Origin of the sequence: Cedecea sp. FDAARGOS_727 (assembly GCF_012273235.1) — a bacterium.
Lineage (GTDB): Bacteria > Pseudomonadota > Gammaproteobacteria > Enterobacterales > Enterobacteriaceae > Cedecea > Cedecea davisae.
This window is the reverse complement of record NZ_CP050966.1, coordinates 4,051,282-4,073,975: the sequence shown is the minus strand read 5'-3', so window position 1 is coordinate 4,073,975 and position 22,694 is coordinate 4,051,282. Positions and strand designations below refer to the sequence as shown.

Sequence of the window (22,694 nt, the reverse complement as noted above, 5' to 3'; positions counted from 1 at the left end):
TGTTAGAATCGCCCGGTCTTAACGTCGGCCTGCCTGTTTTTTCACCTGCTGGCCGCAACAACAATGACTATTAAGGATTAAAAGCTATGGGTTTTCTTACCGGTAAACGCATTCTGATCACTGGCGTCGCCAGTAAACTCTCCATTGCCTACGGTATCGCGCAGGCGATGCACCGCGAAGGTGCCGAGCTGGCCTTCACCTACCAGAACGAAAAGCTGAAAGGCCGTGTGGAAGGTTTTGCCGCCGATCTGGGTTCCAGCATCGTGCTGCCTTGCGATGTGGCTGAAGATGAGAGCATCGAAGCGCTGTTTACCGAACTGGCGAAGAGCTGGCCGAAATTTGACGGCTTCGTTCACTCCATCGGCTTCGCACCTGCCGACCAGCTGGATGGCGACTACGTGAACGCCGTGACCCGTGATGGCTTTAAAATTGCCCACGACATCAGCGCCTACAGCTTTGTAGCGATGGCAAAAGTTTGCCGTGAAATGCTGAACCCGGGTTCTGCCCTGCTGACTCTGTCCTACCTGGGCGCAGAACGTGCTATCCCTAACTACAACGTTATGGGCCTGGCAAAAGCTTCTCTGGAAGCTAACGTTCGCTACATGGCAAACGCTATGGGTCCTGAAGGCGTTCGCGTTAACGCTATCTCCGCTGGCCCAATCCGCACCCTGGCAGCTTCCGGTATCAAAGACTTCCGTAAAATGCTGGCCCACTGCGAAGCGGTTACCCCGATTCGCCGTACCGTTACCATCGAAGACGTGGGCAACTCCGCGGCCTTCCTGTGTTCCGACCTGTCTGCCGGTATCTCCGGTGAAGTGGTTCACGTTGACGGCGGCTTCAGCATCGCAGCAATGAACGAACTGGAACTGAAAGACTAATTTCGGTTCTTTAGCGGGGCGGGCTCAGGCTCGCTTCGCTATTTCCCCCTGCCTTCCTCCCCCGTTCCCGAATTTGTTATAGCTTTCCGATATTTATTATCACCGATCATTCTTTTGTCACCTCCCGAGCTTGCGCCAGGATAAAACAGCGAACCAGGCCCGGCATTCACGTTGTATCCGGGTCTGCAAACTTTTTGACCAAGGAACGACAATGGAACAACGCCGCTTTTCTGGTAAAAGCCACTGGTATCATGAAACCCAGTCCAGTCTGTGCCCGGCGGATGTACTGCCCTTAGTTCCCGAAGCGGCGCAGGTTGATGACCGCTTCCTGCTTGATTTAACGCCTTCTGAACAGCAATTAATCGTTGAGGCTCCGTGGCTTGACGCTGCCAGAGCCGCGGCCCATGTTCTGCTGCCCGACAGCATCGCCGTGACGCGCCTGCATACCCTGAGCAGCTATGACCGCCTGAGCACTGCTCTGACCGTCGCTCAGGTTTATGGCGTGCAGCGTCTTTGTAATCACTATGCCGCTCGTCTTGCCCCCCAGCCCGGCCCGGACTCCTCGCGTGAAAGCAATCGCCGCCTGACCCAAATAACCCAATTTGCCCGCCAGCTTGCCAGCCAGCCGACGCTGATTGATGACGTGGCGCTGGCCCAGCTCGATGAATGCGGGCTTTCGGTGGACGATATCGTCACCTTTACTCAGATTATCGGCTTCGTGGGCTTCCAGGCGCGCGCGATTGCCGTCTTGCAGGCTCAACAGGGCCTGCCCGTACGCTGGCTGCCGGGCCTGGACGGACTCCAGGATGCCGACCCTGCGCTGTTTGGCCCGGAGCCAGCCAGCTGGCAGCCGGGACTGGCTCCGGTTGAATCGCGCTATGCCCGCCCGGAGCAACTGGAAATTTTAAGCATCAGCCAGCCTTTGCGTGCGCTGCGGGATATCGCCTGGCTGCTGGCCCACGATGAACGCGCTTTGTCTTCGCTCAGCCAGCTAACGCGGCTGTTCTGGCAGATAACACCGCAGGTTTCGCACGACTCGCTGCTGGTCATCATGCTGACGTCGCGCATTAACGGCAGCCCCGCCTGCTTTAGCGATGCGGTAGCCGCATGGCAAGGCGATTCAGGCCTGCCGGACGCGATGCGCAACGGCGAACGCGCTCTGAACGCATGGAGTCATAATCACCCGCGTGAAAAAGCGATCATCCAGGCAGTCCAGTTGCTCACCCGGGCACCCGACAGGTTCAGCGCCGCCCAGCTTCAACCTTTGTATGAGCAAGGTTTTAGCGAACAGGACGTGCTGAAATTGCTGGTGGGCGCCGGGCTTGCGGGCTGGATAAATCGGCTGAAAATTGGCCTCGGGAATACCGCTCAAACGCTGGCTCCCTGAGGCTTTCAGGCAATCAGCGCTTGCCGCAGGGTGTGGTTTCGCGTAAAACTGTCAGCCGCTCTTTTGGCCACGAAAACGAAAAGATATGCTTCAGGATAACCCGCTGCTCGCGCAGCTAAAACAGCAACTGCATTCCCAGACTCCACGCGCTGAAGGTGTGGTAAAAGGTACTGAAAAAGGGTTCGGCTTCCTCGAAGTCGATGCCAATAAAAGTTACTTTATTCCGCCTCCGCAGATGAAAAAAGTGATGCATGGCGACCGTATCAGCGCCGTTATTCACAAAGATAAAGACCGCGAGTCTGCCGAGCCGGAAGAGCTTATCGAGCCTTTCCTGTCGCGTTTTGTTGGCCGCGTTCAGAAGAAAGACGATCGCCTGTCGATTGTGCCTGACCACCCGCTGTTAAGAGACGCCATTCCATGCCGCGCCGAGCGCAGCGTGACGCATGACTTCCAGAACGGCGACTGGGCGGTTGCGGAAATGCGCCGTCACCCGCTGAAAGGCGATCGCGGTTTTTACGCGGAGTTAACCCAATTTATTACCTTCGGGGACGATCATCTTGCGCCGTGGTGGGTGACACTGTCACGTCACAATCTCGAGCGTGAAGCGCCGGACGGCGTGGCGACCGAAATGCTTGACGAAGGCCTGGTGCGCGAGGATTTAACCGCGCTGGACTTTGTCACCATCGACAGCGCCAGCACCGAAGATATGGACGATGCGCTGTACGTTGAAGAGCTGGCCGACGGCAAGCTTCAGTTGACCGTTGCCATCGCCGACCCGACGGCCTGGATTGCCGAAGGCAGCAAGCTGGACGGCATCGCCAAAGTGCGCGCTTTCACCAACTACCTGCCGGGCTTCAATATCCCGATGCTGCCGCGCGAACTGTCTGATGACCTGTGCTCACTGCGCGCCAACGTTACCCGCCCTGTTCTTGCCTGCCGCATGACCATCGAGCAGGGCGGCGCAATCGGGGACAATATTCATTTCTTCGCCGCTAACATCGAGTCTAAAGCCAAACTGGTTTATGACGAAGTGTCCGACTGGCTTGAAGAAAAAGGCGACTGGAAACCGCAGAGCGAAGAGATTGCTCAGCAAATCCGCCTGTTGCAGCGCATTTGCCTGGCCCGCGGCGAATGGCGCCACAACCATGCTCTGGTGTTCAAAGATCGCCCTGATTACCGCTTTATTCTCGGCGAAAAAGGCGAAGTGCTGGATATCGTGGCCGAGCCGCGCCGCATCGCCAACCGCATCGTTGAAGAGTCAATGATCGCCGCTAACGTTTGTGCCGCTATCGTGCTGCGCGAAAAACTTGGCTTCGGCGTTTATAACGTCCATACCGGCTTCGACCCGGCCAATACCGAACAGCTTGCGGCGATGCTGCAAACTCACGGTATCACCGTGGACGCGCAGGAAGTGCTGACCCTCGACGGCTTCTGCAAACTGCGTCGCGAACTGGATGCCCAGCCAACCGGCTTCCTCGACAGCCGCATTCGCCGCTACCAGTCATTCGCGGAAATCAGCACCGAGCCAGGCCCGCACTTCGGCCTCGGCCTGGAAGCCTACGCGACCTGGACTTCACCGATTCGTAAATTCGGCGATATGGTTAACCACCGCCTGCTGAAAGCGATTATCAAAGGCGAAAGCGCCACGCGCCCTGGCGAAGATACCACCGTACAGATGGCGGAACGCCGCCGCCTGAACCGCATGGCCGAACGTGACGTCGGCGACTGGCTCTATGCCCGCTTCCTGAACGCCAAAGCAGGCACCGATACCCGCTTTGCGGCGGAAATTATCGACGTCAGCCGCGGCGGCATGCGCGTACGCCTGGTGGAGAACGGTGCGGTTGCGTTTATCCCTGCGCCATTCATCCACGCGGTGCGTGATGAGCTGGTTTGCAGCCAGGAAAACGGCACCGTGCAAATTAAAGGCGAAGTGGCCTATAAAGTGACCGACGTTATCGATGTCACCATCGCAGAAGTGCGTATGGAAACTCGCAGCGTCATCGCTCGCCCTGCCGCCTGATAGCGCAGCAAAGCCAGCAAAACCGGGCCACGTGCCCGGTTTTTTTATTTCTATAAATCCCGGCGGCTGTTTTTTGGTACATCCTCTGCAAAAACAATATCTTTTCTCTTTCACCAGGGCTTTAACATCGGCTTTCTGTTGCTACTATAAATAGTAGATTTAGGTGATTTTTTTCCCTGAGGCTCAGGAGTAAGAATGAAAGACGATTTGGAGCAGAACCTGCTTTATCGTTATCTGGGAACAACCAGCCCGTACTGGCGTTTGCCGGCGGACAGTAACGCTTTGCAGCTTTCGGCCAGCGAAGACGCCGACATCGGCCAGGTCGTGGCATTAGACTCGGCTCAGGCCGATGAAATTCGCCAAATGACGGTGATTACCTCCAGCCTGACCATGACGCTTTCGCTTTTTGGCATTGAGGTGCCGGTGCATATGGTTGGCCGCAAGGTTTCCAAACGCGAGTGGGCCGGCACGGCTTCCTCCTGGCATGATACCCACTCGGTCGCTCGCGATCTGGTGCAGGGCCTCTCTTTTGCAGAGCAGGTGGTTTCCGAAGCTAATTCGGTAATCGTCATCCTCGACAAACAGGGAAATATCCAGCGTTTCAACCGGTTGAGCGAAGAATACACCGGGATGAAAGAGCATGAAGTCATCGGTCAGAACGTCTTTAATTTATTTATGAGCCGCAGCGAAGCCGCCGCCTCGAAGCGTAATATCAGCGGTTTTTTTCGTAACGGCAGCTCTTACGAAGTAGAGCGTTGGGTAAAAACCCGCAAAGGGCAGCGCCTGTTTCTGTTCCGCAATAAATTCGTTCACAGCGGCAGCGGTAAAAATGAAATTTATCTTATCTGTTCGGGCACCGATATTACCGAAGAGCGCCGCGCTCAGGAGCGGCTGCGCGTGCTGGCAAATACCGACACTATCACCGGCCTGCCCAATCGCAACGCCATTTATGACCTGATAGCCGAAGCCATCGAAAATCGCGGCTCGGGCCAGGTTGGCATAGTTTATCTTGACCTCGATAACTTCAAAAAAGTGAACGATGCCTACGGGCATATGTTTGGCGACCAGCTGTTGCAGGCGGTTTCGCTCGCGATTTTAAGCTGCCTCGAAGAGGGCCAGGTGCTGGCACGTCTCGGCGGCGATGAATTTATCGTGCTGGCGACCAATACCTCTCAAGGCTCTCTTGAAGCCATGTCCTCCCGCATTTTGACCCGCCTCAGGGTGCCGTTCCGCATCGGGCTGATTGAGGTTTACAGCGGCTGTTCTCTGGGTATTTCGCTCGCCCCGCAGCACGGTGAGGAGCGCGAGAGCCTGATCCGCAATGCCGACACCGCGATGTATACCGCTAAAGAGAGCGGCCGCGGCAAGTTTTGTGTGTTTTCGCCGGAAATGAACCAGCGCGTGTTTGAGTATTTATGGCTGGATACTAATTTGCGCAAGGCGCTCGATAAAGAGCAACTGGTGATTCATTACCAGCCGAAAATGACCTGGCGCGGCGAGGTGCGTAGCCTGGAGGCGCTGGTACGCTGGCAGTCGCCGGAACGCGGCCTGATCCCGCCTCAGGGGTTTATCTCCTACGCGGAAGAGTCCGGGCTGATTGTGCCGCTCGGTCGTTGGGTGATGGTTAGCGTGGTGCAGCAGGTCGCGAAATGGCGCGATAAAGGTATTAACCTGCGCGTGGCGGTTAACGTTTCTGCCCGCCAGCTTGCGGACCAGACGATTTTTAGCGATCTTAAGCAGGCGCTTAAAGATCTTAATTTTGAATACTGCCCGATTGACGTGGAGCTTACCGAAAGCTGCCTGATTGAGAACGAAGAACTGGCGCTGTCGGTTATCAAGCAGTTCAGCCAGCTTGGCGCTCAGGTGCATCTGGACGATTTTGGCACCGGCTACTCCTCGCTTTCCCAGCTTGCACGCTTCCCCATCGACGCCATTAAGCTCGACCAGTCTTTTGTGCGCGATGTTCACAAACATTCGGTTTCCCAGTCTCTGGTGCGGGCGATTGTGGCGGTAGCCCAGGCGTTGAACCTGCAGGTGATTGCGGAGGGCGTGGAGAATCAAAAAGAAGACGCCTTTCTTACCAAGAACGGCGTCAACGAACGGCAGGGATTTCTGTTTGCGAAACCAATGCCCGCGGCCGTATTCGAGCGTTGGTTTAAGCGCTATCAGGCGAGAACAAAGCGCTAACCGGCCTTACGCATCGCCGTCGAAGTGTGGCGGTTTTGCAACTGTACCAGGCGCTCCATGTAGGCGATGTCCCTGGCCTCAAGGCAGAATGCCGCATCCACCCAGTCTTCGGTGATATCCATCAGCTCCGAGCGCGGCAACTGCAACACCCGCTGGCGCGCTCGGAGCATCGCTCTCACGCCGTTTAATTTCGGCAGCAGGGTATCAATGAAGGTCCGTGTGGCGAGGTAGCCCTGTCCCGGCTCAAACAGCTGATCCACTAGCCCGTGCTGGTGATACCACTCCGCCGTATGTGACTCCCCTTTATAAATAAGCTCTTCCGCCAGCTTCATGCCTGAGCGGCGCGCCACCAGAGAATAAGCCCCCATGCCGGGAAACAGGTTAAACGCAATTTCCGGGAAGCCGAGCCTGGCGTCGCGCTGGGCCAGCAGAAAATGGTGCGCCAGGGCGGCTTCAAACCCGCCGCCGAGCGCACTGCCTTCTACCATGGCAAGGCTTATTGCTCCGGTATCAAATCCTCGAGACGCCGCATGAACGCAGTCAACGCAGGCCCTTGCGTAGGCGCGTAAAGCTTCGCGCCGCCCATTACGAATCGTCTCGACAAAAAAGCCTAAATCGCCGCCGGTGTTATACATCCCGGGGACCAGCGAACCGGTGACCCAGAAATCAACTTTAAATCCGGCCTTCTGGACGATATATCCCAGATTCATGATTTCCTCTATCAGGGCATGATTGAAACAGGGGCGCGGCCGTGAGCGCAGCATCATCCAGACGGTGCGTCGCTCTTCTTCGTAATATCCAGACAGTTGCGTAAAACGTGCAGTATCGGTAAATAACTTGCAGGTTGTTTGGTCAATAACTGTCATAGCCTTATCCTCATCAAATGAATGTGCGTTAATCGCAGGATCAGACTAATCCACGGCTGTAGTTTGATGAATGTGATGCGCTGATTAATAATTATTGCTTATATGTTGTGCGATAATTTATTGAAGGATAAGGCGAAGAATTGGCCGTGCGCCCTTCTCTTTGGCGGCCTTTTTTTGCATTATGGATTTATGATTCGTTCGCCAACACAGACAGGATTTACTATGCCAACGCTTGATCCGCAGCAGCTTGCTAAACGTATTGATACCGTGCTGGATATTCTGGTTGCCAAAGATTATGCCTCAGCGATAAATAATCTTGAGATCCTCAAGGCCGAGCTGCTGAGTTTAGATAATGACGGGAATAAAACGAACGGCGAGCAGAAAAAGTCGCCGTGGGAAATTTAAGCAAAAGCCGGTAACCACCGGCTTTATTATTTTTTACAGCGTTAATGCGCCAAACGCGCCCTGCCAGTCTCTTTCGAAGCCTTCAATGGCCGCCGTCACCGCTGGCGTAACCAATATTTGCTCGGCCACATCAACCGGGAGCGTGATCGCCTCACACCCGGCGAGCAGGCAGGACATTGCCTGATGAGGCGTGCGGAAGCTGGCTGCCAGCACTTTTGAATCCGGGGCGTGCAGCGTCAGCAACTGCTGGAGATCCTGCACCATTTGTATGCCGTCCCCGCCCTGGGCATCCAGACGATTAACATAAGGCGCCACGTATTCCGCACCGGCCAGCGCCGCCAGCAGCCCCTGAGCCGCACCATATACCGCCGTGCCCAGCGTCGCAATGCCCATAATTTTTAGCTGTTTTAGCGCCGCCAAACCTTCCGGTGTACCAGGAACTTTTACTATCAGCCCCGGCACTCGCGTCGTCAGCAGTTGAGCCTCTTTAACCATCTCATCCGCCCGGTTGGCAATCACCTGGGCAAAAAGTTTGCCTTCGCCACCCAGCGCATCCTGCAACGCGGGCAAAACGTCCCAAAGCGGCTTGCCTGCCTTAGCAACAATTGAAGGATTGGTTGTTACGCCCTGCAATGGCAGGACACGCGCCAGACGTTTAACGGCGGCAACATCGGCGGTATCTAAATACAGTTCCATCACGCTCTCCACATTTAGAGTCATCTCTCACTGCGGGCATCATAACCCGGCTGTCGGATGTTTAGCTGATCAATATCAATATAACTTTCATTCGAAAGTAATTTAATTTACGAAAGAAACACGAATGAGATGAAGCTATGCTGTTTAATATTCAGCGTTACTCAACACACGATGGTCCTGGGATACGCACGGTGGTTTTCCTGAAAGGCTGCTCGCTCGGCTGCCGCTGGTGCCAGAACCCGGAAAGCCGCTCCCGGGAATGTGACCTACTGTTCGATCCTCGCCTGTGCCTGGCCGACTGCAATCTCTGCCAGCAGGCGGCACCTGAGATTGTTACCCGAGTGGGTCAGGAGCTGATTATTGCGCGCGGCAAACTTGACGAAAACGCAATAAGCACGCTGAGGAACTGCTGTCCGACCCAGGCGCTGACCGTCTGCGGAGAAGAAAAAACCGCCGACGACATTATGGCCGCCGTGCTACGCGACAAACCTTTTTATGAGCGTAGCGGCGGGGGCATTACGCTTTCGGGCGGCGAACCCTTTATGCAGCCTGAGCTGGCTCGCGAACTTTTGCAGCGCAGTAAACAAGCCGGGCTGAATACCGCCGTTGAATCCTGCCTGCATGTGCCATGGAAATACATCGAACCTTCGCTGCCGTTTTTAGATCTTCTGCTCGCCGACCTTAAACACGTAGATAAGCAGCGCTTCCACCAATGGACGGACGGCAACGCGGAGCGCGTGCTGGATAACTTCCGCAAACTGGCGGCGCGTGGCGTGGAGATGACGGTCCGCGTACCGCTGATCCCCGATTTTAACGCCGATGAGCAGTCGATTCGCGCCATCAGCGATTTTGCCGCCGATGAAATTGGCGCTAAAGCTATCCATTTTTTGCCCTACCACACCTTAGGTATCAACAAATACAACCTGTTGGCTCAGCCTTACCGCGCGGCGCGCTCGCCGCTTGATGCGCCGGATCTCCTGCATTTTGCCGAACAGTACGCCAGCCAAAAAGGCATGACGGCCTGGATAAGAGGATAAACATCATGACCGAACTGAACCTGAACTTTCTTAGCCCGCGTATCAAGGCGCATAAAGAAGCGCTGATCCACATCGTTAAGCCGCCGGTTTGCACCGAGCGCGCTCAACACTACACCGAGGTTTATCAGCAGCATCAGGATAAACCGCTGCCGGTTCGCCGCGCCATGGCGCTGGCTCACCATCTGGCCGAACGTACCATTTGGATAAAACACGACGAGCTGATTGTCGGTAACCAGGCCAGCCACGTTCGCGGCGCGCCTTTCTTCCCGGAATACACCGTCGGCTGGATAGAAAGTGAGATTGACGAGCTCGGCGACCGCCCCGGCGCAGGCTTCTCGATTTCAGATTCGGACAAAGCCGTGATGCATAAAATTTGCCCGTGGTGGCGCGGACAAACGGTGCAGGACAGGTGCTACGGCATGTTTACCGACGAGCAAAAAGCCTTGCTGGCAACCGGTATAATTAAAGCCGAAGGCAACATGACTTCCGGGGATGCCCATCTTGCGGTTAACTTCCCTCTCCTGCTGGAGCTTGGCCTTAATGGCCTGCGCGATAAGGTGACCGAGCGCCGTGCTCGTCTGAATCTTACCGACCAGGAGGATCTGCATAAAGAGCAGTTCCTTAAAGCCATAGATATGACTTTTAGCGCCCTTAGCGACCATATCCTGCGTTACGCCGAGCTGGCCAACAGAATGGCGACTGAGGAAACGCGAGAAACTCGTCGCGATGAACTGCTGGCGATAGCGGAGAATTGCGAACACATCGCCTCTCAGCCTCCGGTAACGTTCTGGCAGGCGCTACAGTTAAGCTACTTTATTCAACTGGTGCTGCAAATTGAGTCCAACGGCCACTCCGTCTCATTTGGCCGTCTTGATCAGTATCTCTACCCGTGGTATCGCCGCGACGTTGAGCTTAAGCAGACGCTGGGCCGCGAACAGGCGATTGAGCTGCTGCAAAGCTGCTGGCTGAAACTGCTGGAGGTCAACAAAATCCGCTCCGGGTCGCATTCAAAAGCGTCGGCAGGTAGCCCGCTCTACCAGAACGTCACCATTGGCGGGCAGACGCTGGTACACGGCGTTGCGGTGGATGCCGTCAACCCTCTGTCTTACGCGGTGCTTGAATCCTGCGGCCGCCTGCGCTCCACGCAGCCAAACCTGAGCGTTCGCTACCATGCGGGCATGAGCAATGACTTCCTCGACGCCTGCGTGCAGGTTATCCGCTGCGGATTTGGGATGCCTGCGTTTAACAACGATGAAATCGTCATAGATGAATTTATTAAAATCGGCGTCAGCCGCGAAGATGCCTACGACTACGCCGCCATCGGCTGTATTGAAACCGCGGTGGGCGGCAAGTGGGGCTACCGCTGTACCGGCATGAGCTTCATTAACTTTGCCCGAGTGATGCTGGCAAGCCTTGAACATGGCCGCGATGCAACCAGCGGGAAAATCTTCCTGCCTCAGGAAAAGGCGCTCTCAGAGGGAAACTTTGCTTCATTTGATGAGGTGATGGACGCCTGGGATACGCAGATTCGCTATTACACTAAAAAATCCATCGAAATAGAGTGCGTGGTGGACACGGTGCTGGAAGAAAATGCCCACGATATTCTCTGCTCGGCGCTGGTGGATGATTGTATCGAGCGCGGCAAAAGTATTAAACAAGGCGGCGCGAAATACGACTGGGTGTCGGGTCTTCAGGTCGGTATTGCCAACCTTGGAAACAGCCTCTCGGCGGTGCGCAAGCTGGTATTCGACGAGGGAATTATCGGCCAGCAGCAGCTGGCGGAAGCATTAGCCAACGACTTTGACGGGCTGAGCGGCGAGCAGCTGCGCCAGCGGTTAATCAACGGCGCCCCCAAATACGGTAACGATGACGACGAAGTGGATATGCTGCTGGCCCGCGCTTACCAGACCTATATTGACGAACTGAAGCAGTACCATAACACCCGCTTTGGCCGCGGTCCGATTGGCGGAACCTATTACGCCGGAACCTCTTCAATCTCGGCTAACGTGCCGTTTGGGGCAGCAACGATGGCGACCCCGGATGGCCGAAATGCGAAAACCCCGCTGGCCGAAGGTGCAAGCCCTGCCTCCGGTACGGACAGACTCGGTCCAACGGCGGTCATCAGCTCGGTTGGAAAACTGCCTACCGGCAAAATCCTCGGCGGCGTTCTGCTCAACCAAAAACTGAATCCTTCGACGCTGGATAATCCACGCGATCGGGAAAAATTAATGTTTATGCTGCGTACTTTCTTTGAGGCACACAAAGGCTGGCACGTTCAGTACAACATTGTTTCCCGTGAAACCCTGATAGATGCCAAACAAAATCCTGATAAATATCGTGATTTAGTGGTCAGGGTAGCGGGATACTCGGCCTTCTTTACTGCCTTATCTCCTGACGCGCAGGATGATATTATAGCCCGTACTGAACATACACTTTGACGAGAAGGCGGCGGTTACCCCGCCGCCTGACTACTGGCTGACATGAACTCAAGACAACAAATTATTCTGCAGATGGTTATCGATCAAGGCCGGGTAAGCGTGGCTTCTCTGGCGAAAACGACCGGCGTTTCAGAAGTCACGATCCGCCAGGATTTAAATCTGCTCGAGAAAAACAACTACCTGAGACGCATCCACGGTTATGCCGTCCCGCTCGATAGCGACGACGTTGAAACCCGAATGATGAATAACTACACGCTCAAACTGCAACTGGCGAATTACGCCGCTTCTCTGGTTAACGACGGCGAGACGGTATTTATCGAGAACGGCAGTAGCAATGCCCTGCTTGCCCGCACGCTGGCGGAGCAAAAAAATGTCACGATAATTACCGTCAGCAGCTACATTGCGCACTTGCTGAAGGATACCTCCTGCGAGGTTATTCTGGTGGGCGGGATCTACCAGAAGAAAAGCGAAAGCATGGTTGGCCCGCTGACCCGGCAGTTTATCAAACAGCTGCATTTTACCCGGGCATTTATCGGTATAGACGGATTTATGCCGGAAACCGGCTTTACCGGGCGCGATATGCTGCGCACCGACGTGGTCAATTCGGTGCTGGAAAAAGGCAGTGAGGCTATCGTGCTCACCGACAGCAGCAAGTTTGGCAATCTCCATCCTTATACTCTGGGGCCGATATCGCGCTTTAGCCGCGTGATAACCGATGCAGCGCTGGATGCAGAAACCTTACAGCAGCTCAAAGCCGCTGATTTACAGGTAGATATTGTAGATCCGTATCTTCCTGCCTGACGCTCTCCGGCCCGTGCGCCGCACGGGCATCATTGCTCTCAGAATTATCCCACACGTTAATTAAGAGTTTTTACCTGTGTTAATTCCGCGGGAAATTTAGAATAGAATTTAGCGATATAACAGGGAGTAATAAACGCACCTGCTGTTTTTTGAGCTTATATCGCAACATCGTTTCACGAACCGGCCCGGAAAAGTGCTCAATAAGCACTATACTTATCTGAGACTGGCTTCCGTGAATCAATTATTCTGGAGAAAGTATGATGACCTTAAATAACAAAAAAGTGGCCGCTGCAATGCTGGCTATTACTCTCGCAGTTTCCCTGAGCGGTTGTTCTAACTGGTCCAAACGCGATCGCAACACAGCAATCGGCGCAGGTGCCGGTGCGCTTGGCGGCGCGGTACTGACCGACGGCAGCACTCTGGGGACACTCGGCGGTGCGGCAGTAGGCGGTATTATCGGTCACCAGGTGGGTAAATAAGGCATGACGCCAGCAAAAGCTAACACGCTTTGACGAATTAATTGTGCATGATTTTCAGGTCTGACAAACAGCAGTCAAAAATAAGAGGCCACGGTATTTCCGTGGCCCATTAATAGATAATGCGAAATATTAACCGCCCGCGAGTTTGACCTTCATCCCTTTCGCTTCAAGCAGTGACTTTATCAGGTCGCGTTTATCGCCCTGAATTTCGATTATTCCGTCTTTAACCGCCCCACCGCATCCGCATTTCTTTTTCAGTTCTGCCGCGATTTTTGCCAGGGTAGCGTCGTCTTCATCAATCCCGCTGATAAGGCACACGCCCTTTCCTTTGCGTCCGCTGGTTTGCTTCTGGATCCGCACAATGCCGTCACCCTTTGGGCGCTCGGCTACCGCTTTTGGCTCATCAATACGCCCGGTTTCGGTGGAATAAACCAGACGGCTGTTCTCATCTTTCATTAAGCTTCAAGCCTCCTGTGCCAGCGATGCGCGGATATCACGCAGAGTTTGTGCAGGGTCGGCAGATTGGGTGATCGGACGCCCGATTACCATAAAGTCTACGCCTGCCTGCTGAGCCTGTTGCGGAGTCATAATGCGGCGTTGATCGCCCGCGTCGCTGCCTACCGGGCGAATGCCGGGAGTTATCAGCTTAAACTCGCGGCCAAAGGCGCTTTTAAAGCGCACGGCCTCCTGCGCGGAGCAAACTACGCCGTCCAGGCCACACTCTTTCGTCAAGCCGGCCAGGCGTTCGGCATAATCTGCCGGGCTGGACGCGATGCCTAAGTCAGCCAAATCACTGGCCTCCATGCTGGTGAGCACGGTGACCGCAATCAGCAGCGGCGCATCTTTGCCAAACGGCACCAGCGCTTCGCGGGCAGCACGCATCATTCTTGCCCCGCCGGTCGCGTGTACGTTCACCATCCACACGCCAAGTTCCGCAGCAGCAGCAACCGCCCGGGCAGTGGTGTTCGGAATATCGTGGAATTTCAAATCCAGGAATACGTCAAAGCCGCGCTGCTGCAAATCCCCCACCAGCTGCGGCCCAAACAGCGTGAACATCTCTTTGCCTACCTTGAGGCGGCAATCGCGAGGATCGATACGGTCGACAAAGGCCAACGCGCTATCGCGGTTATCATAGTCGAGTGCGACGACAATCGGTGAATCAGTGGCAACACGGGAGGAGGATGACGCAGTTGAGTTCATGGCAAAACCTTCTGACTGTTGGGCACCGGCGCGGCGCAAAAAAGTTAAACGGCAGCATTCTACTCGCCAGGCCGGAAAATTTACAGCCGCCATTGCCTCCTGCTAAGCGATAACTGCGCGGATGCTGAGGTTTGATGATGACTGATATCATTAGTATGTTGTAACTAAAGTGCGTTTTTTTTATTAATAGCCGCGGGCTATTGGCCATCAAGCCCGCGGATTGGTTTCACCGTTGACCACGCGCGGCAGGACGGGCAGTGCCAGTACATGGTGTAGGCGGTAAAACCACATTTCTGGCAGCGGTAGCGCGGCTTGGTGCGAATCTGCTCGCCCACCATATCACGCAGCACCATCAGGCTCTCTTTGGCGCGCCCTTCTTCCGCCTCATGCAGGTGGTAGTCCATCAGGCGATGGAAGACCCGCATGGTCGGATGGCGCTGCAACTGCCGGTTGATGTAGAGCTGGGCGGTTTCTGCCCCCTCTTTCTGCTCCAGAATGCTGGCCAGCATCAGCTCGGCTACCGCGCCGGTATTTTCTTCCACGCAGCGCTTAAGGAACGCTTCCCACTCTTCGGGCTTCCCGAGCTGCTGGTAGCAAACCTGTAGCATTTCCAGCGTCTCGCTTACCAGCTCGCTGTCCTGCTCAATAACGCGTTTGAGTGATTCTACCGCTTTGGCATACTCGCCCTTCTCCATAAAGATGCGGCCCATCATGATGGAGACTCTGGCGCAGTTGCGATCCGCCGCCGCGCCTTTTTTCAGCAGCGACATGGCTTTATCCGAGTCGTCACTGCCGATATTTTGCAGCGCAAGTTCGCAGTAGAAATGCGCGATTTCAACTCGCTGCTTGTCTTTGCCGAGCTTCACCAGCCTTTCTGCCACGTCGATGGCTTTTTGCCAGTCGCTGGTAGCCTGGTGGATTTGCAATAGCTGTTGCAGCGAGCTGACCCGGAAGTCGGTCTCGTCGATCAACTGGGCAAACATATCCTCTGCACGGTCGTACAGCCCGGCAGCCATGTAGTCTTTACCCAGTTGCTGAACCGCCAGCATGCGCTGGTCGTAGTTAAGCGACGCGCTTTCCATTAACGACTGGTGAATACGGATGGCGCGGTCAACCTCACCGCGCTGGCGAAACAGATTACCCAGCGTAAGGTGGGCTTCAACGGTGCCGGTGTCCTCTTTGAGCATATCGAGGAACAGATCGACCGCCTTGTCCTGCTGGTTTGACAGCAGGAAGTTGACCCCTGCCACGTAATCACGGGAAAGACGGCTGGCTTCCTGCTGCTTATCTTGTTGCGCACTTCTGCGCCCCATATACCAGCCATAGGCGGCCGCAACGGGTAACAGCAGAAACAGCAGTTCCAACATAGAGGGTTATTCCTTCACGGTCGGCGCGACGGGCGCCGGAACATCAGCGGCGGGAGTAACCTGCTGCTCAAGACGTTTAATTTTGCGCTCGGCGCGAGCCAGTGAGACGCGTACGCGCAGCCAGAACAGGCCGCAAATCAACCAGCCAAGGATAAAACCAGCGGCAAATAGCGTTGCCAGCAGGGTTGAAACCCGGTATTCGCCCTGCGCCAGCAGATAGTTAAAGTGAACAACCTGATCGTTTTGTGCGCCCAGAGTGACCGAAACCACGAAGATGGCGAGTACCAGCAAGAAGATGAATAAATATTTCACATTACGTCCCGTTATGTGGTCACAGGTGACTCAGCTATGCCAAAAATGAATCCCGGATGTATAAACTACCATTTCAGGCCAAACCGTGGAATCCATTAACCACCTCCAATTCGTAAGAAATGGGGGTTAAAACACTATTATCAAGCTTATTCGCCGCGTTCGACTATTTCCTGCTCTTCCTGAGCCGGCGGCGTAAGCGGTCCGCACCAGCGTTGAGCAAGCCAGGTAGCTAAAATTACCAGCAGCGCGGAGATAACCGTCGCCACGGCTAAATCACGCGGCCAGTGCATCCCCAGCAGCAGGCGGCTGCCCATAACCGCCGTCGCCCAGACTAATAAAACCACCAGCGTAATGGTCCGCCTGCGAGGCCACAACAGGCCGACGCCCAGCAGCGCCCAGCTGGCGGCAAACATCGTATGCCCGGAAGGGAAAGCAAACCCCGTTTCAAACTGCCAGTGGTTACGCAGCCAGCCGGGGATAGCCTGCTCATTATGAAGCTGTTCTTTGACCAGGTCCGCACGCTGGGTACGCTTTAAATTGTAGAACTCGTCGGTCGGGATATGGTGAGTTTTTTCGAGCCAAACAACGAACGGCCGGGGTTCCTGCACTTTATTCTTGATAACGGACTTAATGCCCTGACCTATAAGGATAGCAGCTGCAAGAATAGCAAATAACATCAGGGCGGGCTTGAGGCGAAAACGCAGGCACCACAGAAACCACCCACAGAGGGCAATATGGGTAATTGCACCCCAGGGCTGGGTCACGGTTTCTGTCACCCAATAAAGCAATTTTAATACACTCTCATTGCCACCCGGCGCCCACTGCCAGCCGCTCAGCCAGACGAGTAACGGCATGATTAACAGAAGAATTGCACCTGCGGTAATACGTTTTACTATTGCCTGCATGAAAACCTCGTGATAATGAAAGCCGTTAAAGAATAACTGATAAATGCCGGAGATGGCGAAAACGCAGCAAGGTAATTGGCAAAAATGGCTTTTTAACCTGCCAATGGAGCGAAGTGGCGTGCGTTATGGCAAAATATCCGGCATTAACGTACAAGCCAGACCTCTGGCAGACGCCGCAGGCGGTGTCGATATAAGTACCTGGAGAATCACATGCAGCTTAAACGTGTGGCAGAAGCCAAACTGCCAACCCCATGGGGCGATTTCCTGATGGTGGGTTTTGAAGAAATAGCGACCGGGCACGACCACGTAGCCCTGGTTTTTGGTGATGTTAGCGGAGAAGAGCCGGTGCTGGCTCGCGTTCACTCCGAATGTTTGACCGGCGATGCGCTGTTCAGCCTGCGCTGCGATTGTGGCTTCCAGCTTGAAGCCGCTCTGACCCACATCGCTGAACAGGGTCGAGGCATTCTGCTTTATCATCGCCAGGAAGGCCGTAACATTGGTCTGTTGAATAAAATTCGCGCCTACGCGTTACAGGATAAAGGCTACGACACGGTGGAAGCTAACCACCAGCTCGGCTTTGCCGCCGACGAGCGTGACTTTACGCTGTGCGCCGATATGTTCAAGCTGCTGGGCGTAGACGCCGTGCGTCTGCTGACCAACAACCCGAAAAAAGTCGAAATTCTGACTGAAGCAGGGATAAACATCGTTGAGCGCGTGCCGCTTATCGTTGGCCGCAATCCGAAAAATGCGCATTATCTGGATACCAAAGCCGCAAAAATGGGCCACCTGCTGTCCGAGTAATAACTTGCTTTACGGCTCCCCCCTTTCGGGGGGAGTTTCTTTCTTACTTCAGCATATTTCTGATGACATAGTGCAGGATGCCGTCGTTGCGGAAATAGGTTAATTCATTTCCGGTATCGATACGGCAGCGGCAGTCAATTACCTGCTGGCGTCCGTCGGCAAAGGTCAACGTTACCGGCACCGTGGCGCCAGGCTTTAATTGATTAAGATTGCTAATGTCTATTTTCTCTTCGCCGGTCAGGCCAAGCGTTTTACGCGTTACGCCCTGCGGGAATTCCAGCGGTAATATCCCCATCCCGATAAGGTTGGAGCGGTGAATACGCTCGAAGGATTCGGCAATAACGACCCGAATGCCCAGCAGCCTTGGGCCTTTTGCCGCCCAGTCGCGACTTGAACCGGAGCCGTACTCTTTCCCGGCGATCACCGCCAACGGCGTGTCCTGCTCTTTATAGCGCATGGCTGCGTCATAAATCGAGAGGACTTCTTCCCCCGGCAGCAGGCGCGTCATCCCGCCCTCCACGCCCGGCACCATTTCGTTACGAATGCGGATATTAGCGAAGGTCCCACGCATCATTACTTCGTGGTTACCGCGCCGTGAACCGTAAGAGTTGAAGTCTTTACGCTCAACGCCGTGCCCTTGCAGGTAGCGCCCTGCCGGGCTGTCCGGTTTTATACTGCCCGCAGGAGAGATGTGGTCGGTGGTGACCGAATCGCCAAGCATCGCCAGCACTTTGGCGCCGTGAATATCCTCCACCGGCTTAGGCTCCACGCCCATATCGTCAAAGAATGGCGAAAGTCGAATGTAGGTTGAGTCATCCTGCCAGCCGTAGGTCGCCGAGCGTTCAACTTCAATACTCCGCCACTCCTCAGTACCTTCAAACACTTCGGCATACTCTTTGCGGAACATATCCGTCGTGACCTGAGCTACCGCAGTGGCTATCTCCTGGCTGCTCGGCCAGATATCTTTCAGATATACCGGGTCACCTTTGCGGTCATGCCCAAGCGGCTCTTTGGTCAGGTCGATGTTCATATTGCCCGCCAGGGCGTAAGCCACCACCAGCGGCGGAGAAGCCAGCCAGTTGGTTTTCACCAGCGGATGGATGCGGCCCTCAAAGTTGCGGTTACCGGAAAGCACCGCGCCAACGGTAAGATCGCCCTTTTTAATCGCCAGCTCGATAGGATCGGGCAGCGGGCCGGAGTTGCCGATACAGGTGGTACATCCGTAGCCGACAAGGTTAAAGCCCAGTTCATCGAGATAAGGCGTCAGTTTCGCTTTTGCCAGGTAGTCAGATACGACCTTCGAGCCAGGAGCCAGCGAAGCCTTGACCCACGGCTGAGGTTTAAGCCCAAGCGTTACCGCCTTTTTGGCCAAAAGCCCCGCGGCCATCAGCACGCTTGGGTTGGAGGTGTTGGTACAGGAGGTGATTGCGGCAATGACTACCGCACCGTCCGGCAGTTGATACTCTTTGCCGTTAAGCGTGTAATTCACCGGAGCACGATCTTTATGCGAGGCGTTAACCTCCAGCTCGTTGCTGGCGGCAAATGCTTTCGGCACGCCGCCAAGCGGCACGCGATCCTGCGGGCGTTTTGGCCCGGCAAGGCTGGCCTCAACATCGTCCATATTCAGCGCCAGGGTGCTGGTAAATACAGGCTCATCACCCGCGTTACGCCACATGCCCTGCGCTTTGGCATAAGCTTCAACCAGCGCAACCTGTTCTTCGCTGCGGCCGCTAAGGCGCATATAGTCGAGCGTCACGCCATCAATCGGGAAGAAACCACAGGTAGCGCCATATTCAGGGGACATATTGGCAATAGTCGCTCGGTCTGCGAGCGGGAGCGAATCCAGCCCATCGCCATAAAATTCAACAAATTTACCCACCACGCCGTGCTTGCGCAGCATCTGGGTTACGGTCAATACCAGGTCGGTGGCGGTTATCCCTTCCCGCAGTTTGCCGTCGAGCTTAAAGCCAACGACGTCGGGAATAAGCATCGATACCGGCTGGCCGAGCATCGCCGCTTCGGCCTCTATGCCGCCTACGCCCCAGCCTAAAACGCCGAGGCCGTTAATCATCGTGGTGTGGGAGTCGGTGCCGACGAGGGTGTCCGGGTACGCAACCCATTCTCCATCAAGCTGTTCGCTCCATACGGCTTTACCGAGATATTCGAGGTTTACCTGGTGGCAAATGCCGGTTCCTGGCGGTACAACGCTGAAGCGGCTGAACGCCTGCTGGCCCCAGCGTAAAAAGACGTAGCGCTCATGGTTACGTTCCATTTCAAGACGCACGTTTTCTTCGAATGCATCTTTGTCGCCGAAATGGTCAACGGTAACCGAGTGGTCAATCACCAGGTCAACCGGCGAGAGCGGGTTCACTTTAGCCACGTCACCGCCGAGGCGTTTCACGGCTTCACGCATTGCCGCGAGGTCAACAACGGCAGGTACGCCGGTAAAGTCCTGCATCAGCACGCGGGCGGGTCGATAGGCAATTTCACGGTCGGCGTGGGCGTTTTTCAGCCATCCGGCAAGGGCGTGGATATCTTCCCGGGTAACGGAGTCTTCATCCTGCCAGCGCAGCAGGTTTTCCAGCAGAACTTTTAGCGACTTAGGTAAACGGCTGATATCCCCAAGCTGTTTCGCGGCTAGCGGCAGGCTGTAGTAGTGCCAGGTTTTATTTAGCGCCTGTAGGGTGTCCTTGCTGGCTTCGCGTAGGGTTAACGACATAGCTCCTCCTTTATGACAGGGATAGCGAGTGCCCTGATTATCGTCAGGGTCACTATTAAAGATAACACAAACTTGTCGTAACGATTTGATAACAACCCGAATTGATAAATGGACGTTATGCAAGCGGAGGTGAGAAAACAAAACGCCCCGGGTGTTAGCCGGGGCGCTGAGAGATTAATTAGTAAAAATGCGGAATAACTCTAACCAGAACAAAGAAGAGAGCAAAAACACTCCCAGCCATGCCCAGTATTTAGTGCCACAACGGCTATTCATAAACATTACTCAATGTTGCGCTATGCAATATGACTGATTAATTAATCAATCTCGATGGGTTATTGCTGTGTGTAATTATCAGTAAATAGTTCGTTTAGCCGCGGTAAATAAATTGTGTTTTTAGGCCGCGGATAAAATAAGCAATGTTAAATTAATCTTATTGTTTTTTACTGTCGTCTTCGGAAAACAAATCTATAAACGCCTGCTGCTGTTTAGTCAGCTCCCAGCCATCGGGCGCGGCGTTTGCGCTTTTCCTGTCAACCTTGCGCGGCTTGCTGTCGCTGCGGGTTACCGTTTTTGGTGCAGAGAGTCTGGCTCTGGCGGACATAGCTACCCCCAAAATTTCCAGGCAACTAATGCCACAACCAGCCAGAACAGGGCTGAAACCAAAAAGACCGCAATCCAGGCTTTACGTTTCAGGGCCGGATCCCTTTGCGGTTGTTCACTTCCTGATGACATTGCTAGCCTCATACAATCGACACCACTTATCGTAATAATTCTTAACAATCGGTATAACTAATCGCCAGTTGGGATTAATCCTAAAGAAACTCTAGCGCAAAAGCCAGCGAAATTGCGCCCTCAGAAGGAGAAAAGATTTAATCTTTTGACCTGAAATAAATAATTGAAGTGCCAAATTTGCGCAACTACTAATTATTTACTAGCTGTGTCTCTTTATTGCGACACAATAACCATTGGCGGGATGTGGCTTATTAAATGAAAGGGAACCGGCAAGAAGAATGCGTTTAATTCTTGTTTAATATTTAGAAGGGTATCTCCGGTTTAGCCGAAGATACCCGGGGGAATTATTTAGCAGGTAATTTAATATCTTTAAACATCGCTTCAATATCTTCATTGGAGCGTAATGCCACGGCGGTATCTACCACGTCACGCGTTAAATGCGGCGCAAAACGCTGAATAAAATCATACATATAACTACGCAGGAAGGTGCTGCGGCGGAAGCCAATTTTTGTGGTGCTGTGGCTAAAGACGCCCTGCGCTTCAATGCGGACCAAATCCGGGTCTGAAACAGGGTCAACGGCCATGCTGGCAATAACCCCTACTCCCAGCCCCAGGCGGACGTAGGTTTTAATTACGTCGGCATCGGTTGCGGTGAACACAATGCGCGGCGTGAGCCCGGCGCGGTTAAACGCCGTGTCCAGCTCTGAGCGGCCGGTAAAGCCAAAGGTATAAGTCACCAGCGGGTACTGGGCCAGCTCTTCAATCGTTACCGACTCTTTGGACGCCAGAGGATGATCCGGCGTTACCACGATAGAGCGGTTCCAGTGGTAGCATGGCAGCATCACCAGGTCGTCGTAAAGATGCAGCGCTTCGGTGGCAATGGCAAAGTCCGCATTGCCTTTAGAAACGGCCTCAGCAATCTGCGTAGGCGAGCCCTGATGCATATGGAGAGAAACCCGCGGGTAGCGCTCAATGAAGCCCTTGATAACGCCCGGCAGCGCGTAGCGTGCCTGGGTGTGCGTAGTTGCCACATACAAAGAGCCTTTATCCGGCCAGGTATGTTCCCCGGCGACGGACTTAATCGCATCCACCTTAGAAAGCACTTCGCGCGCGATGCGGATAATTTCCTGCCCCGCCGGAGTGACCTGAGTGAGATGCTTGCCGCTGCGGGCAAAAATCTGGATCCCAAGTTCGTCTTCCAGCATACGCACCTGCTTGCTGATGCCGGGCTGGGAGGTATAAAGCCCCTCTGCGGTGGAGGAGACATTAAGATTGTGGTTTACCACTTCAACGATATAACGAAGTTGCTGTAATTTCATGAATTACCGTCCAGGGTCAAAAAGGCCCCGGCACGGAAATGGCGGGGATTGAGACGCAGTGAAAGCGAAAATTGACATTGCTTTACGCACTATATCAGTTATAGCTACTTTGTATAGATGTGATAAAAAGATAATAAACAAGTTA

The 22,694-nt window shown here is 54.4% G+C and carries 22 protein-coding genes; 10 read left to right on the top strand and 12 right to left on the bottom strand.

The window, feature by feature from the left end:
• Positions 1-86: 86 nt before the first annotated feature.
• The 4 genes from fabI (at position 87) to pdeR (ending at position 6,472) form a co-directional block, all read left to right on the top strand.
• Complete coding sequence (gene fabI, locus FOC35_RS19185) at positions 87-878, top strand: enoyl-ACP reductase FabI (protein WP_016536668.1); 792 nt, start codon at positions 87-89, stop codon at positions 876-878.
• 211 nt (positions 879-1,089) lie between these two features.
• On the top strand, positions 1,090-2,265 hold the full coding sequence (locus FOC35_RS19180) for a carboxymuconolactone decarboxylase family protein (protein WP_172569841.1): 1,176 nt from the start codon (positions 1,090-1,092) through the stop codon (positions 2,263-2,265).
• Between the two features lie 85 nt (positions 2,266-2,350).
• Positions 2,351-4,285 (top strand): exoribonuclease II, encoded by a 1,935-nt coding sequence (locus FOC35_RS19175; protein ID WP_172569840.1) that lies wholly within the window; start codon positions 2,351-2,353, stop codon positions 4,283-4,285.
• A 195-nt stretch (positions 4,286-4,480) separates the two neighbouring features.
• Positions 4,481-6,472 carry a cyclic di-GMP phosphodiesterase gene (pdeR, locus tag FOC35_RS19170; protein WP_172569839.1) on the top strand — a complete coding sequence of 664 codons (1,992 nt, stop codon included), beginning with the start codon at positions 4,481-4,483 and terminating at the stop codon, positions 6,470-6,472.
• Here the strand turns inward: pdeR and FOC35_RS19165 are convergent.
• Entirely contained in the window at positions 6,469-7,338 is an 870-nt protein-coding gene (locus FOC35_RS19165) for a crotonase/enoyl-CoA hydratase family protein (protein WP_172569838.1), read from the bottom strand. The two genes, pdeR and FOC35_RS19165, sit on opposite strands and share 4 nt — an antisense overlap.
• Positions 7,339-7,560: 222 nt before the next feature.
• On the opposite strand from FOC35_RS19165, the gene FOC35_RS19160 reads away from it, so the two are divergent.
• Positions 7,561-7,743, top strand: coding sequence for a hypothetical protein (locus FOC35_RS19160; protein WP_039898281.1), 183 nt, complete (start codon positions 7,561-7,563; stop codon positions 7,741-7,743).
• A 33-nt stretch (positions 7,744-7,776) separates the two neighbouring features.
• Here FOC35_RS19160 and fsa read toward each other — a convergent pair whose 3' ends face one another.
• Positions 7,777-8,439, bottom strand: coding sequence for a fructose-6-phosphate aldolase (gene fsa / locus FOC35_RS19155; RefSeq protein ID WP_172569837.1), 663 nt, complete (start codon positions 8,437-8,439; stop codon positions 7,777-7,779).
• Positions 8,440-8,576: 137 nt separating this feature from the next.
• On the opposite strand from fsa, the gene FOC35_RS19150 reads away from it, so the two are divergent.
• The 4 genes from FOC35_RS19150 to osmB all read left to right on the top strand — a co-directional run bounded on the left by FOC35_RS19150 (position 8,577) and on the right by osmB (position 13,194).
• Positions 8,577-9,476, top strand: a complete 900-nt coding sequence (locus FOC35_RS19150) for a glycyl-radical enzyme activating protein (protein WP_172569836.1) — start codon at positions 8,577-8,579, stop codon at positions 9,474-9,476.
• A gap of 5 nt (positions 9,477-9,481) precedes the next feature.
• A complete protein-coding gene (locus FOC35_RS19145) occupies positions 9,482-11,914 on the top strand; it encodes a formate C-acetyltransferase/glycerol dehydratase family glycyl radical enzyme (protein WP_172569835.1) in 2,433 nt (810 codons plus the stop codon).
• A 42-nt stretch (positions 11,915-11,956) separates the two neighbouring features.
• Positions 11,957-12,715, top strand: a complete 759-nt coding sequence (locus FOC35_RS19140) for a DNA-binding transcriptional regulator YciT (RefSeq protein ID WP_016536679.1) — start codon at positions 11,957-11,959, stop codon at positions 12,713-12,715.
• 260 nt (positions 12,716-12,975) lie between these two features.
• Positions 12,976-13,194, top strand: coding sequence for an osmotically-inducible lipoprotein OsmB (gene osmB, locus FOC35_RS19135; RefSeq protein ID WP_039899323.1), 219 nt, complete (start codon positions 12,976-12,978; stop codon positions 13,192-13,194).
• A gap of 129 nt (positions 13,195-13,323) precedes the next feature.
• Here osmB and yciH read toward each other — a convergent pair whose 3' ends face one another.
• From yciH to pgpB, 5 genes are all read right to left on the bottom strand, one after another.
• Positions 13,324-13,650 (bottom strand): stress response translation initiation inhibitor YciH, encoded by a 327-nt coding sequence (yciH, locus tag FOC35_RS19130; RefSeq protein ID WP_016536682.1) that lies wholly within the window; start codon positions 13,648-13,650, stop codon positions 13,324-13,326.
• A gap of 6 nt (positions 13,651-13,656) precedes the next feature.
• A complete protein-coding gene (gene pyrF / locus FOC35_RS19125; protein WP_016536683.1) occupies positions 13,657-14,394 on the bottom strand; it encodes an orotidine-5'-phosphate decarboxylase in 738 nt (245 codons plus the stop codon).
• 197 nt (positions 14,395-14,591) lie between these two features.
• Entirely contained in the window at positions 14,592-15,761 is a 1,170-nt protein-coding gene (gene lapB / locus FOC35_RS19120; RefSeq protein ID WP_016536684.1) for a lipopolysaccharide assembly protein LapB, read from the bottom strand.
• A gap of 6 nt (positions 15,762-15,767) precedes the next feature.
• A complete protein-coding gene (locus FOC35_RS19115; protein WP_016536685.1) occupies positions 15,768-16,073 on the bottom strand; it encodes a LapA family protein in 306 nt (101 codons plus the stop codon).
• A gap of 146 nt (positions 16,074-16,219) precedes the next feature.
• Complete coding sequence (pgpB, locus tag FOC35_RS19110) at positions 16,220-16,978, bottom strand: phosphatidylglycerophosphatase B (RefSeq protein WP_172569834.1); 759 nt, start codon at positions 16,976-16,978, stop codon at positions 16,220-16,222.
• 210 nt (positions 16,979-17,188) lie between these two features.
• Between pgpB and ribA the strand changes: the two genes are divergently transcribed.
• Positions 17,189-17,779, top strand: a complete 591-nt coding sequence (ribA, locus tag FOC35_RS19105) for a GTP cyclohydrolase II (protein WP_016536687.1) — start codon at positions 17,189-17,191, stop codon at positions 17,777-17,779.
• 43 nt (positions 17,780-17,822) lie between these two features.
• Here the strand turns inward: ribA and acnA are convergent, their stop codons facing one another.
• The 5 genes from acnA to cysB form a co-directional block, all read right to left on the bottom strand.
• The gene (gene acnA, locus FOC35_RS19100) at positions 17,823-20,498 is read right to left on the bottom strand and encodes an aconitate hydratase AcnA (RefSeq protein WP_172569833.1); all 2,676 of its coding nucleotides are present in this window, start codon (positions 20,496-20,498) and stop codon (positions 17,823-17,825) included.
• Between the two features lie 174 nt (positions 20,499-20,672).
• A complete protein-coding gene (gene ymiC, locus FOC35_RS22910) occupies positions 20,673-20,771 on the bottom strand; it encodes a small membrane protein YmiC (RefSeq protein WP_305792502.1) in 99 nt (32 codons plus the stop codon).
• A 157-nt stretch (positions 20,772-20,928) separates the two neighbouring features.
• The gene (locus FOC35_RS19095; protein ID WP_172569832.1) at positions 20,929-21,099 is read right to left on the bottom strand and encodes a hypothetical protein; all 171 of its coding nucleotides are present in this window, start codon (positions 21,097-21,099) and stop codon (positions 20,929-20,931) included.
• 2 nt (positions 21,100-21,101) lie between these two features.
• Positions 21,102-21,230: a YmiA family putative membrane protein gene (locus FOC35_RS19090; RefSeq protein ID WP_016536690.1), complete on the bottom strand. Its 129-nt coding sequence runs from the start codon at positions 21,228-21,230 to the stop codon at positions 21,102-21,104.
• A 344-nt stretch (positions 21,231-21,574) separates the two neighbouring features.
• A complete protein-coding gene (gene cysB, locus FOC35_RS19085) occupies positions 21,575-22,549 on the bottom strand; it encodes an HTH-type transcriptional regulator CysB (RefSeq protein WP_172569831.1) in 975 nt (324 codons plus the stop codon).
• Positions 22,550-22,694: the final 145 nt, after the last annotated feature.